Below are 13,128 nucleotides of genomic sequence, written 5' to 3'. Positions count from 1 at the left end.
CAATGAATTAGTGGCGCAAAGATATGGCTTATTTTTTCTATGCTGAAAAGTCTTTAGTTATTTTATTTTGCCTCTTAATATAAATTAGAGGGTACACCATAAACCCTAAAATAGTCCAAAGTACATGAGAACTTAGCGTTTGATTTGTTAAGGTGTATATTTTTTTGAAGCTAATACTTGAAATTATGGTGTATAATAAAAATAGAAGGCTTGAAATGATAGACAATTCAAAAGAAGCACTTTCTGCAGCTGGTAGCTTATTGTTTTTAAATACAAAATATAATACTATAAGCGCAACAGCGATGAGGTAAAATATAAGTGAAAATTTAGAATAGGTTTTGTAATCGTTTATTAAAGTACTTAAACCTTCAGTATGAGAAATTGCAACGCTTTTATCTGAGCTTTTTGTATTGCTTTTGTTGTTAGTACTAATTTTTAAATCTTCCTTTATTTTTTTCTTTTGAAAAAAGTAAAATATAAAATATAAAGGCGTTCCGAATAACACAAAAATTAAAGCATTAGAGATGTTGTTTTTGCCTAAATGTTTATTAAGGTTAGAACTATCTACAAATGATTTTATTAACGCAAACACATAAAACACACCAATAATAATTCCGCAAACAAATAGTGCTTGACCAATAGAAGGGAAGCCGTTATTTTTTAAAATGGCTCCTGGTAGCATTAATAACAATGTAATGCCATAAAGTACAAAAGCTAACTTTGAGTTTTCTTCGTATAAATATTTTAGCCTTAAAGATTCTTCATAAGAGTAATCGGTTAGATTACCTGCAAATTTTAATTGCTGCTGTGTAATGCCTCTAGAATTTAATATGCTTAGCGACGAATTTTTATATTCTATACCATAATTATATTGTCTGTAGTGTTTAACAATATCAATTAATTTGTTGTTGTCGTAATTTTCTAGATTTTGGTACTCATCAGAGTTGTTGTCTAAGGTATTGGTGTTAAATGCTAGAGTTTTACTCTTAATTCTGAATAACTTTTTAAGTGGATCTAGAAGTCCTTCAGAATCAAATAACTGTCTGTCTTTTGTAGCTCTTCTAGTTAGATAAATACTTAAAGGCAACATGATTAAGGTTGATAACCAAGTCGCAAAAACAGGATTTAATGTGCCATCTAAAGAACTGTTTTTTGCAAATATCCCAATAAAGTGATAGGTTAAAAATAGTAGAATAGCAATGACTAAAGGTAAGCCAATGCCACCTTTACGAATTAAGGCACCTAAAGGAGCTCCAACAAAAAAGAGAATAATACAGGCTAAGCCTAAAATGTATTTTTCATGTAGAGAAATAATGTGTTTGTTTAGCCATTTTGTAGCTCCAGCTGCGTTTTTTTTATTAGAATAAATAATTTGTTTTGAGCTAGATGCTGTGTTAGATGCTAGATTGAGTAATTGGACTTTAGATTTACTTTTAAATAAGTCAAGAATATTTCCTTCGAAAATTGAATCTTCTTTTATTGTAATATTCTCATTTAGATTTTCAAATGTTGAACGTGAGTATAGTGTTTTGGAAAAACTTTTCTGTTGGTCAAATTGCTTTTGATACAAACTATCAATAGTGTAATCAAGACTATTTACATTGAGCATGTTGTAGCGATTGTCGTAACTTTTATCATCAATATCAACATCATTTAATCCTTCTAAATCTACGTTAATTGTATATTCTTCAAAATAGCTTTTTGCAAAAGGTTTTTTTGCTCGTTGTTTTGGACTTTTACTAAATATTTCTTCGTAATAATGACCATCAAACAAAACTAACTGAAGAATATTTGAGTTTGGATTACTCTTTAGTTCTCCAGACTCTGAAATGATAACAGTAGTGTTTCCTGAGCGACTTACGCCTTTTTTATGAATAACGACTTTTTTTAGGAACTCACCTTTATCACCACTTTTCTTTTCAACTTTAATATTGTAATCGCCAATGTCATTAAACTGACCTTCGGCAATAGCCATAGCAGGTTGTACTTTAGCAATGTTTTTTCTAAGATTGTAAAAGTTATAATTAGCCCACGGAATGACATTGTTTGAGAAAATAAAGCAGCCAATACCCAATGCTATAATAAACACACTTAAACTTCTCATAGCACGTTGAAGCGAAATACCAGTAGACTTCATTGCTGCGAACTCGTAGTTTTCGGCAAATTGCCCAAAAACCATTATTGAAGCTAATAATACAGTTAGAGGTAATATTAATGGAATAAGCGTAGGAGTAACATATATTAAGAATTTTAAAACCACTCCAATAGCTAAATCTTTACCGGCTAATTCACTAATATATAGCCAAATAGACTGTAAAACAAAAATGAGCATGAGTATAATAAACACGCTCAAAAAAGTTTTTAAGTAGGTCGTTAGTATGTACCTATCTAATATTTTCATTGATGGTTGTTCGCCTAATCGAGTCTATTAATGTAATAGTCTCCATATTTACTTTTGTCAAATGTAAATAAGGTTTTTGAAATGGGCTCGTTCGTTTTAAAAGAATTAACAGTTAAGGTTGTTTTTGTTCCGTTTTTACCAATTTCAATTAAATTGTAGATGTGTTTTGTGTTGGCATCAATTCCTAAAAGGACTTCTTTTATTTCAGAATTGGTATCAATTGGATTCAACTTTACATATTGAATTTTTCGTCCTTTTACATTCTGAACAATATCGAGTTCATAAGTATATCCATCTTTATAAAATGACAACATCTTACTAGGCGTTATTGTTGATTCTTCTTCGGTGTTATCTGAAGAGATAGTCACTTCTTCATCTTCTGGACTTATAGTGTACAATGTTTTTCCATCGAAAATTTGAGTAACACCTAGAATGTTTAACACATATTTGTCACCTTCAATAACAACATCACCTCGTGTTTCTTGATTGATGTTTTCGCTAGTGTTTTGAAGCACATACTTAAAGTCTATCGAAATGTTTTCATAAGATTTAGTGTTGTTGTAAACGTCATCAAGTAAACTTTGAGCATCTTGTGAAAACCCAAAGGCACTTATTAAAACGGCTAATACTACTACAATCTGTTTCATCTTCTAAAATAATGTTAGTTATAATTATAATTCGTTTTCTAATAATTGATCTAAAGCAGTTAAATCTGGAACAAGCACTTGTCTAGCCTTACTGCCTTCAAATCCTCCAACAATACCAGCAGCTTCGAGTTGGTCGATTAATCGTCCGGCTCTATTGTAACCTAACTTTAACTTTCTTTGTAATAAAGATGCAGAGCCTTGTTGTGCTGTGACAATAATTTCGGCAGCTTCTCTAAACAATTTATCTCTATCTGCAATATTGTTATCAAGACTTGTGCCACTTTCTTCTCCTATAAATTCTGGTAACAAATGTGCTTCAGGATAAGCCTTTTGCGAGCCAATAAAATCGGTTATTTTTTCTACTTCAGGAGTGTCAACAAAAGCACATTGAATACGAATAATATCATTTCCTTGTGTGTATAACATATCACCACGACCAATTAACTGATCTGCGCCTGAGCCATCTAAAATAGTTCTTGAATCTATTTTTGAAGTTACTCTAAAGGCAATACGTGCAGGGAAATTTGCTTTAATGATTCCAGTAATTACATTTACTGAAGGACGTTGCGTTGCAATGATTAAATGAATACCAATAGCACGAGCAAGTTGCGCAAGTCGAGCAATAGGTGTTTCAACTTCTTTACCAGCAGTCATGATTAAATCGGCAAACTCATCTACAACTAATACGATGTATGGTAAAAATTTATGACCATCATTAGGATTGAGTTTACGTGCTTTAAATTTTGTGTTGTACTCTTTAATGTTACGACACATGGCATTTTTTAGCATTTCGTAACGGTTGTCCATTTCAATACACAACGAATTTAAGGTATTGATAACTTTGGTGTTGTCTGTAATAATAGCATCTTCACTGTCGGGAAGTTTAGCTAAGTAGTGACGTTCAATTTTATTAAAAAGTGTGAGCTCAACTTTTTTAGGATCGACTAAAACAAATTTAACTTCGGCTGGATGTTTTTTATAAAGTAAAGATGTTAATACAGCATTTAAACCAACCGATTTACCTTGTCCTGTTGCTCCAGCCATTAAAAGGTGAGGCATTTTTGCTAAATCGACAACCATAGTTTCATTGCTAATGGTTTTACCAAACGCAATAGGAAGCTCCATTTCTGACTTTTGAAATTTCTGTGAAGCAATTACAGAACGCATCGAAACAATGGTTGAATTTTTATTAGGAACTTCAATACCAATCGTTCCTTTACCAGGAATAGGAGCAATAATACGAATGCCTAATGCCGAAAGTGATAAGGCAATGTCGTCTTCTAGGTTTTTAATTTTTGAAATACGAACACCAGCTTCAGGTACAATTTCATAAAGTGTAACTGTTGGACCAATGGTTGCTTTAATGCTAGCAATCCCGATTTTATAGTTGTTTAAGGTTTCAACAATTCGGTTTTTGTTTTCTTCGAGCTCATCTTGATTGATGGTAATGCCTTCAGTATCGTATTTTTTTAGAAGGTCTAAAGGCGGAAATTCAAATTTACTAAGGTCTAAAGTTGGATCAAACTGACCGAAATCTTCAACGAGTTTGTTTGATAGGTTATCGGTTTCTGAAACTTCCTCTTCAACAGTTTTAATTTCAATATTTAATTCTGGCTCTGGCTCAGGTTGAGTGATTTCTACTTTTGGAGTTTCAGTTTTGGGTTCTGGCTTCGAATGTTTTTCTATGGTAGGTTCTGGATTGTCTACATTTAATTCAAAAGCCGACTTGATGTCTTCAGCTTCAGCAGATAAATCATTATCAAGAGGAACTATGACATCTTTATCAGTGTCTTTATTTGAATTGATATCATCTCTAAATTCTTTATTCGCCTTTTTAAAGAGTGTTGCAATAGATTCTCCTGTAACTTTAAACCGAATGGCTAAATACACAATAAGAATAAAAACGAGTAGGAGTATAGTTCCTATTTTTCCTATGTAATCTTGAAAAAAGCTATTCAATTCAAAACCGATAGTACCTCCAAGAGCATCGTATTTGTGAGCAAAAAAACCAAAGAAAACCGAAATCCATATTGCAATTAATGTTCCCCAAATCCAATGTCTTCGTAATCTCGATTTATTAATGTCTAAAGTTACGTATACACCAGATAGAAATAATAAACCAGAGAAAATAAAGGATGATATTCCGAAGCCTTTTTTAATAAATAAATCGCTTACCCAAGCACCTAGTTTATTAAGCCAGTTTTGCGTTTTAACGTCACGAGATGTAAATTCTGTAAGAGTACTTTGGTCAGCATTTCCTGTAAAGAAAAACGATAAGAATGCTATAAATAACAAGATGCCAAGAATAATTAATAAACTACCAACAATCAATTTTTGTTGACTTGATAATTTAAAACTCGGTTTTTTTAGTTTAGGCGTTGTTTTAGCTTTGCTTTTAGTCTTCGTTTTTTTCTTCGCCATTAAAGGATTCTTAGTGTAAAACAAAAATACAAATTACTAACGTTTATCCTAACTTAAAAGTATTTTAACCAAAGAGATATTAACGGAGTTATTAACCTTAAAAGATTTTAGGCAAGTAAATAATTAGACCAACAATTGTAGCGCAAGTGGCAGCAATAAAAACAGCACCTGCAGCAATGTCTTTTATCTTACCAATGGTTGCATGTCTGTCTGGATGAATAAAATCTGCAATATACTCTACAGCAGTATTCATGCCTTCTAAACTCATTACTAAACCAATACAGGTGATTTGTATAAGCCATTCGGTTTTAGAAATGTCAAAATAAAAGCCTGCTACAGTTACAATAATGGCAATGCAGACTTGAATTTTGATGCTAGCTTCAGTTTTTAAAAGGTACATAGCGCCTTTAAAAGCATAACCAACACTTTTTAATCGGTTTACCAAAAACGACTCTTTTTTCGACATGTTTTAAGATAATACCTCTAAAGCAGCTTGGTAGTTAGGTTCATCTACGGTTTCTTTGACTTGTTCAGTGTGTATGATGGTTCCGTTTTTGTCTATCACCACAATACAACGTGATAGTAATGTTTCTAATGGACCATCAATAAAATCTAAACCATAGGTTTTGCCAAAGTTTCCGCTTTTGTAATCAGATAAGCTGATGACATTATCTAAACCTTCAGCACCACAAAAACGAGCCATAGCAAAAGGTAAATCTTTAGAAATGCAAAGTACTTTAGTATTGCTTAGTTCACTAGCTTTTTTGTTAAATGTTCTTACAGATTGTGCGCAGGTTCCAGTGTCTACACTCGGAAAAATGTTTAATACGAGATTATGTCCCGAAAAATCGCTAGAAGTTTTGGTTGATAAATCAACAGCTGTTAATTTAAAATCTGGAGCTTGTGTTCCTATTTTTGGAAGTGTGCCAGACGTGTTAATATGTTGTCCTTTTAATGTTATTGTAGCCATGTTTATTTTTGATTTAAGATGGGTTTATGTTAAGTTGTTGAATGGAATGTTATATCACGTAAAAACGTTATTCTTTTATTAATTTATATGTATTACCATCAAGTTTAATAAAATATAATCCTCTTTTGAATTTTTCAAATGAAATAAAATCATTTTGAATGATGCCTTCGGTAACTAGTTGTCCTAAGTTATTGTATATCTTATAGTTTTTGTCATTTAGTTTACTTGTTGAATGTATATAGATTTTGTCTTTAACAGGATTTGGATACATACTCATCTTATCTGAATGAGTTAATGAATCAACTGAAAGAAAATCTCCAAAATAAATATCTAAGTATTCTAATCTGTCTTCTAACCAATTTAGAGTGTAAGATAAATCTTGATTGTCAAATGAATAATTTGGATAAACTAAAGATTCTCTTTCATAAATTTTATTGGTTTGGAGGAAATTATATTGATCTGTAATGTTGTTAGATAAAGATTCACTACTAAAAATAGTACTTCTATAATCAAACCACGTACTTGCTATATTAGGTGATATATTATTAGGGTTTATGTCTATAACTCTATTAATGAATCCATTACTTAAAATATCATTAGTAGTGTTGTCATTTGTGCCATTCCAGATTGTTCCAAAGCAACCATCTAAATCCCAAGGTATATAAATGTATGGTTCATCAGTATTATATTTTGCTAGATAAATGTTTTTACCTGTATTGTCGGTTGCACGTATTAAGTTGAGAAATAAAAAGTAGTTAATGTAATTGTCTTCATTAAACCTTGTCCAAATAGTATTAGTAAAGTCTATTACTGATGAATTGATTACAAAATCTGTAAACTGGTATAAGTTTGTCCAATCAGTGATTTCATCTTCTTTTGGGTATTTAAATTCATAACCGCTCCATAATCTACTTTCATTATCGTAACTTGGTATGTCAGTAAAAGTAGAAGCTCCCCAAGACACACCTTTGTAGAGTTCACCTCTCATGTTATCATTAAAACTTTTAAGTTTTAATTGTTTTTTATCAACTTGCTCAGAAAGGTTGTATACTCCATTGTATTGTCCATTTAAAAACATCTCAACATACATGACATCTGCACCAGATTTAGCATTTGGTTCGTCACTAATATAGTAAGGTGTATGTATTTCTAACCAAAGTTTATTAGCGATATAACTTCGTAGTCTTAAGGGTTCATTATAGAGTGCATCTAAGATCCAATCATCATCATTGCGTAATTCTCCAAATTGTTCATTTTTTGTTTCATCGCCTAACTCGTCATCCCAAAACTCAATATCGTAAGTTTTTTTTGGATAAGATTGAGAACTTCCTCCTCTTAATTCAATTCCTATATTAGATACTAGTGTTTGCTCCTCATCAGAATATACAAAATTGGCAAGAACTTTTGGTTCATCGACAATAGCATTATCTGAATCAATTAAGATTATAGGTAATTGAGTAAAGTATATCGTATATTGGTTAGAAGTGGCTATATCGTTGATTAAATAGGAATTTAAATAATCTAAACTATTTGGTACTGAATCGAAATTGTAACTGTTTTGTCCCAATGTTATAGTTATTTCACTATACTCAGAGGTGTTTGAATAATTATTAATATCATCAATATGAGAAACGATTAATGATTTGTTTTCATCAATCCCAAAATTATGGTCTAGAACGTTGATTGTTAGTTCTTGAGCGGTTAATAGTTTTGTAAAAAATAAAATTATCAGTAGTAGAGGTAGTTTCATCGAATTTGTGTGTGATTTTATCACAGGTTTTAGCAACTAAATTTAGCAAATAAAAAATCGAATAGAAAATTTGTGAGAATTTTTTAAGAAGCCTAGAGTTAGCACTATAGAGTTTCAGAATTAAAATAATCTAAAGGCAGGTGTTTAAAATATTACTTTTTTAAAAAGTGCCTACAATACCAATTTGATTAGTACTAAATCTTAAATTCCAAGACATCTGTTTTTTCTTTTGAGGATAATCATAAGCTTTTTCGTTAAATAAAAACTTGTCAATACTATCTACTACAATAATACTAAGTGCTGTGCTAAACGCAATGTCTGTGATCCAATGAGCATCATCTATTAACCGAGAAATTGGAGGTATTGCTCCAATAGAATAAATTCCGATTTTTATCCAAGTATTTTCAAATTGTTTAGCAATAGCATGAGACATTGTAATAGAAAGAGCTGTATGGCCAGACGGAAAAGAATGGTATCTAGCTTTACTTGAAAAAGGATCAAAATCTAAATGGTCTAAACCTGATCCTGGACGTGCTCTACCAAAAGCAGTTTTGCTAAATGTTTGAATTAATCCAGTAGTAATTGAAGAGGAAATTATTAATACACTCGTTTTTCGAATGTTCTCATTCTTCGTAATTAATCCTAAACCATATAAGCCAGCATTGGCAGCAAAGTAGTTTTGTGGACTACCAAAATACCAACCAAAGTCACGAAGAGCTTTTGGGAAATGGTCTTTGTTATTTTGAACAAAATCTCTGGTCGAATTGTCAGCAGCTGTTAAAGCTGCTGTGCCAGCAAATAATATTCCTAATTTGGCAAAATCATTTCCTTTCCAGTGTATTGGTCTAGACAAAGAATGACCAACACCTTTTAAAGTGTATTGAGCGTCATGTTTAATTTGAGTCCAAACAGTTTCTGTACTGTCAGTTGATTTTGTAGCGTTTAAATTTTGTGAAAGAATATACTTTACATTCAAAAAGCATAAAATAAATACAATTAGCGTTTTCAATTTTATTTTCCACATAACTAATTACAAAAATAAATCAAATCGAGTTTAAAAGAATCACAATGAAATGCTAAAAAAGCCTTTTCAATTTGAAAAGGCTTTTTTATTATCTCAACTCTGCACCAAGTTGTTTTTCAAAATTGGCTTGGAGTTTGTTCATGATTTTATCAATCTGCTTGTCTGTTAATGTTTTCTTTTCATCTTGAATGGTAAAACTCACCGCATAACTCTTTTTGCCTTTCGGAAGGTTTTTACCTTGATATACATCAAACAAATCGACGTCTTTTAATAAGTGCTTTTCGGTTTGCATGGCAATTTTATCGATGTCTTCAAACTTGATGTTCTCGTCTAATAGTAATGCAAAATCACGACGTACTTCGGGATATTTAGGAATGTCTTTAAATTTAATATCTTGATGTTGTACTAAATCTATAATATTATCCCAATTAAATTCAGCAAATAAAACTTCTTGTGAAATCCCAAAGTGTTTCAATACTTTTTTGTTAATGATTCCAAAATCAACAAGTTTAGTTTTTCCAAGTGACAAACTAATACCTTCACTAAACACATCATTTTTAATAGGAGATACTTGGTGTTTATCTAATCCTAAGCGTTCTAAAGTACTGTTTACAATACCTTTTAAGTAAAAGAAATCACTTTTTTGTATTGGAGCATTCCAACGTAAACTATTTTTGTTTCCTGTTAAAAATATAGATAAACGTTTGTATTCTTCTCGACTGTCTTTATAGTTATGGTAGGTTTTTCCAAACTCATATAACTTTAAGTTATCACGCTTTCTATTAATGTTATAACTCACAGCTTCCAATCCAGAAAACAGCAAGCTTTGGCGCATCACGCTTAAATCGTTACTCAACGGATTCAACATTTCAACATTGTGCTCGTCTTTAAGTTGTTCACTTAACTCAATATATTTTGGAGTTGTAAGTGAATTAGATAACATTTCGAAAAACCCTTGTGAAGTCAACTGATTTCCAATCACGTTTTGAAGTTTATAATCTTCAAATTTAGACGTATTAGAAATTGAAGCATTTAATTTTTCGGTAGTTTTAATATTGTTGTAGCCATATACACGAAGAATTTCTTCAATAATATCAGCTTCACGTTGTACATCGTTTCTGTATGCAGGAACAGTAAGTCCTAAGCCAGCTTCGGTAACATTATTGACTTTAATGTCTAAAGAGGTTAAAATGCTTTTTATGGTTTCCTTCGGGATTTCCTCTCCAATTAATTTTTTAGCACTATCAAAACTCATTCGCACTTGAAAGTCTTCAATTTTGTTCGGATAAAAATCTAATAAATCACTGGTGATATCACCACCAGCAATCTCTTGAATTAGTAATGCAGCACGTTTTAACGCATATTCTGTAATGTTTGGGTCAATACCTCTTTCAAATCTAAATGAGGCATCAGTATTCATGGCATGACGCTTTGCTGTTTTTCTAATGCTTACAGGATTAAAATAGGCACTTTCTAAAAAAATACTTGTGGTGCTTTCTGTAACACCAGAATCAATTCCACCAAAAACACCAGCAATACACATTGGTTTTTCGGCATCACAAATCATAAGATCTTCTTCATGTAATTCACGTTCTACCTCGTCAAGTGTTGTAAATTTTGTGCCTTTTGGTAATGTTTTTACAATAACCTTATTGCCAGTAATTTTTGTAGCATCAAAGGCATGAAGTGGTTGTCCTAATTCGTGCAGTACATAATTTGTAACATCAACAACATTATTTTTAGGAGCTAGACCGATAGCTTTTAGTCTATTTTGAAGCCATAAAGGCGAATCTTCAACTTTAAGTCCAGAAATGGTAACACCACAATAACGAGGTGCTAAAGTTTTGTCTTTAACGTCGATGTCTATTTTGAGCGTTCTGTTTTCAACATGAAATGCACTTACCGAAGGTGTGATTAATTCGGTATTAATTTCCTTTTGAAGTAATCCTGCTTTCAAGTCGCGAGCTACACCAAAATGACTCATCGCATCTGCACGATTAGGGGTTAAGCCAATTTCAAAAACCTGATCATTTTCAACATCAAATAAATCTGAAGCTAGAGTGCCAACTTTGGTGTCTGGTTCTAAAACCATAATGCCATCGTGAGAAGCACCAAGTCCTAATTCGTCTTCTGCGCAAATCATACCATGGCTTTCTTCGCCTCTTATTTTTCCTTTTTTTATCTTCCAAGCTTCGCCTTCTGGAGTATATAATGTAGTGCCTATTGTAGCAACAGGAACTTTTTGTCCTTTAGCAACATTTGGTGCTCCACATACAATTTGTAACGGAGAATCATTACCAATGTTAACGGTTGTAACTTTTAAACGATCTGCATTTGGGTGTTGCTCACAGGTTAATACTTCACCAACAACAATACCTTGCAAACCACCTTTTATAGATTGAAAAGACTCGATGCCTTCAATCTCTAAACCTAAATCAGTTAGAAGTTCACCAGTTTGTTCAGCTGGCCAATCTATCTTCAAAAACTGTTGTAACCAATTATAAGAAATCTTCATTTGTGTACTTTAATCAAGCCACAAAGATAATAATACTAAGTAGTAATAATAATCGATAATTGCTTTTCTTTGTAAGAATTATAAATTTGTTATGACTATAGTTTTGTTAATCTCAGCAATATGAAATATTTCCTTACTTGTTTTGTTACCTTGCTTATGCTTTTCTCTTGTGTTTCTGAAGAAGAAGATAACTTGAAATTAGGAGTTTGGCGTGCAGAATTACAAGTCGCTCAAGATAAAGTATTGCCATTTAATTTTGAAGTTACATCGCAAAAATCATTAAAGATTTTTAATGCTGAAGAAGTGATTTTAGTGAATGATATTTCATACAATAACGACACCATTATTTTTAAAGCTCCAGTGTTTGAGGGTTATATAAAGGCTGTTTTTAATAAGGAAAGTTTAAAAGGAAACTTTATAAAAGAGAGTTTAGATCGTGTGGTTCCTTTTTCGGCAGAATATGGAATTAAATCACGTTTTGTTTCTGAAACTCCTAGGACTAATCAAAAGGTATCTGGAAATTGGGAAGTGGTGTTTAGTCCAAATAATGAAGCTGATCGTTATGTCGCAAAAGGAATTTTTAAACAGGAAGGCACAAAAGTAACAGGAACCTTTAGAACAACAACAGGAGATTATCGTTATTTAGAAGGTATAATGGATGGCAACACCATGAAACTATCTACGTTTGATGGTGCGCATGCGTTTTTGTTTACAGCTAAAATTGATGGCGACGCTATGAGTGGTATGTTTTATTCTGGAAATCATTGGGAAGAACCTTTTGTTGGAAAGCGAAATGAGACCTATGAACTACCTAATGCTAATGATTTGACGTTCTTAAAAGAAGGTTATGAGACTTTAGAATTTACTTTTCCAGATACTGAAGGCAATATGGTGTCGCTATCTAACAAGCGTTTTAAAGATAAAGTAGTGGTTGTTCAAGTCATGGGAACTTGGTGTCCTAATTGCTTAGATGAAAGCAAATACTATTCAGAATATTACAATACATCAAATCATAAAGATTTAGAGTTTGTTGCTTTAGCTTTTGAATATGCAAAAACTAAAGAAAAGGCTTTTCAAAGTATTAAAAGATTAAAGAGTGAGGTTGGTATTAGTTACCCAATACTGTTAGCGCAATATGGAACTTCAGATAAAATAAAAGCGCAAGAGAAATTACCAATGTTAAACCATGTCTTATCGTATCCAACGTCTATTTTTATAGATAAAAAAGGTCAAGTGCGTAAAATACATACTGGATTTAATGGACCTGCAACTGGCGAAAAGTACCTTGAATTTAAAGACGAATTTAATGCATTTGTAACAGGCTTACTTCAAGAATAAATAAATCCCTTTTTAACATAAAAAGTTGTTAATTAACAGTTTGTCGGTGTTTTTTAACGAAA

The 13,128-nt window shown here is 31.9% G+C and carries 9 protein-coding genes; 1 reads left to right on the top strand and 8 read right to left on the bottom strand.

Annotated features, from left to right (window positions below; genetic code table 11):
• Positions 1 to 37 precede the first annotated feature (37 nt).
• From ACP15M_RS03160 to pheT, 8 genes are all read right to left on the bottom strand, one after another.
• The gene (locus tag ACP15M_RS03160; RefSeq protein ID WP_425075721.1) at positions 38 to 2,401 is read right to left on the bottom strand and encodes an LptF/LptG family permease; all 2,364 of its coding nucleotides are present in this window, start codon (positions 2,399 to 2,401) and stop codon (positions 38 to 40) included.
• A 14-nt stretch (positions 2,402 to 2,415) separates the two neighbouring features.
• Positions 2,416 to 3,048 carry a LolA family protein gene (locus ACP15M_RS03155; RefSeq protein ID WP_425075720.1) on the bottom strand — a complete coding sequence of 211 codons (633 nt, stop codon included), beginning with the start codon at positions 3,046 to 3,048 and terminating at the stop codon, positions 2,416 to 2,418.
• 24 nt (positions 3,049 to 3,072) lie between these two features.
• Positions 3,073 to 5,469, bottom strand: coding sequence for a DNA translocase FtsK (locus ACP15M_RS03150; protein ID WP_425075719.1), 2,397 nt, complete (start codon positions 5,467 to 5,469; stop codon positions 3,073 to 3,075).
• Between the two features lie 97 nt (positions 5,470 to 5,566).
• Positions 5,567 to 5,935: a diacylglycerol kinase gene (locus ACP15M_RS03145; protein ID WP_425075718.1), complete on the bottom strand. Its 369-nt coding sequence runs from the start codon at positions 5,933 to 5,935 to the stop codon at positions 5,567 to 5,569.
• A 3-nt stretch (positions 5,936 to 5,938) separates the two neighbouring features.
• Positions 5,939 to 6,439, bottom strand: a complete 501-nt coding sequence (tpx, locus tag ACP15M_RS03140) for a thiol peroxidase (protein ID WP_425075717.1) — start codon at positions 6,437 to 6,439, stop codon at positions 5,939 to 5,941.
• 67 nt (positions 6,440 to 6,506) lie between these two features.
• A complete protein-coding gene (locus ACP15M_RS03135) occupies positions 6,507 to 8,189 on the bottom strand; it encodes a CotH kinase family protein (RefSeq protein ID WP_425075716.1) in 1,683 nt (560 codons plus the stop codon).
• A gap of 160 nt (positions 8,190 to 8,349) precedes the next feature.
• Positions 8,350 to 9,198, bottom strand: a complete 849-nt coding sequence (locus ACP15M_RS03130; protein ID WP_425075715.1) for a phosphatase PAP2 family protein — start codon at positions 9,196 to 9,198, stop codon at positions 8,350 to 8,352.
• Positions 9,199 to 9,301: 103 nt separating this feature from the next.
• The gene (pheT, locus tag ACP15M_RS03125; RefSeq protein ID WP_425075714.1) at positions 9,302 to 11,728 is read right to left on the bottom strand and encodes a phenylalanine--tRNA ligase subunit beta; all 2,427 of its coding nucleotides are present in this window, start codon (positions 11,726 to 11,728) and stop codon (positions 9,302 to 9,304) included.
• 120 nt (positions 11,729 to 11,848) lie between these two features.
• On the opposite strand from pheT, the gene ACP15M_RS03120 reads away from it, so the two are divergent.
• Positions 11,849 to 13,066 carry a peroxiredoxin family protein gene (locus ACP15M_RS03120; RefSeq protein ID WP_425075713.1) on the top strand — a complete coding sequence of 406 codons (1,218 nt, stop codon included), beginning with the start codon at positions 11,849 to 11,851 and terminating at the stop codon, positions 13,064 to 13,066.
• The last annotated feature ends 62 nt before the right edge of the window (positions 13,067 to 13,128 follow it).

The sequence above is a fragment of the Psychroserpens sp. S379A genome, from assembly GCF_049800755.1.
Taxonomy (GTDB): Bacteria; Bacteroidota; Bacteroidia; order Flavobacteriales; family Flavobacteriaceae; genus Psychroserpens.
This window is presented reverse-complemented; position numbering and strand designations above follow the sequence as displayed.

What these genes read in the sequence shown, in the direction of transcription:
- ACP15M_RS03145 (WP_425075718.1), bottom strand. Translation starts at nt 5,935, where the DNA reads ATGTCGAAAAAAGAGTCGTTTTTGGTAAACCGATTAAAAAGTGTTGGT.
- ACP15M_RS03120 (WP_425075713.1), top strand. Translation starts at nt 11,849, where the DNA reads ATGAAATATTTCCTTACTTGTTTTGTTACCTTGCTTATGCTTTTCTCT.
- ACP15M_RS03160 (WP_425075721.1), bottom strand. Translation starts at nt 2,401, where the DNA reads ATGAAAATATTAGATAGGTACATACTAACGACCTACTTAAAAACTTTT.
- pheT (WP_425075714.1), bottom strand. Translation starts at nt 11,728, where the DNA reads ATGAAGATTTCTTATAATTGGTTACAACAGTTTTTGAAGATAGATTGG.
- ACP15M_RS03150 (WP_425075719.1), bottom strand. Translation starts at nt 5,469, where the DNA reads ATGGCGAAGAAAAAAACGAAGACTAAAAGCAAAGCTAAAACAACGCCT.
- ACP15M_RS03155 (WP_425075720.1), bottom strand. Translation starts at nt 3,048, where the DNA reads ATGAAACAGATTGTAGTAGTATTAGCCGTTTTAATAAGTGCCTTTGGG.
- tpx (WP_425075717.1), bottom strand. Translation starts at nt 6,439, where the DNA reads ATGGCTACAATAACATTAAAAGGACAACATATTAACACGTCTGGCACA.
- ACP15M_RS03135 (WP_425075716.1), bottom strand. Translation starts at nt 8,189, where the DNA reads ATGAAACTACCTCTACTACTGATAATTTTATTTTTTACAAAACTATTA.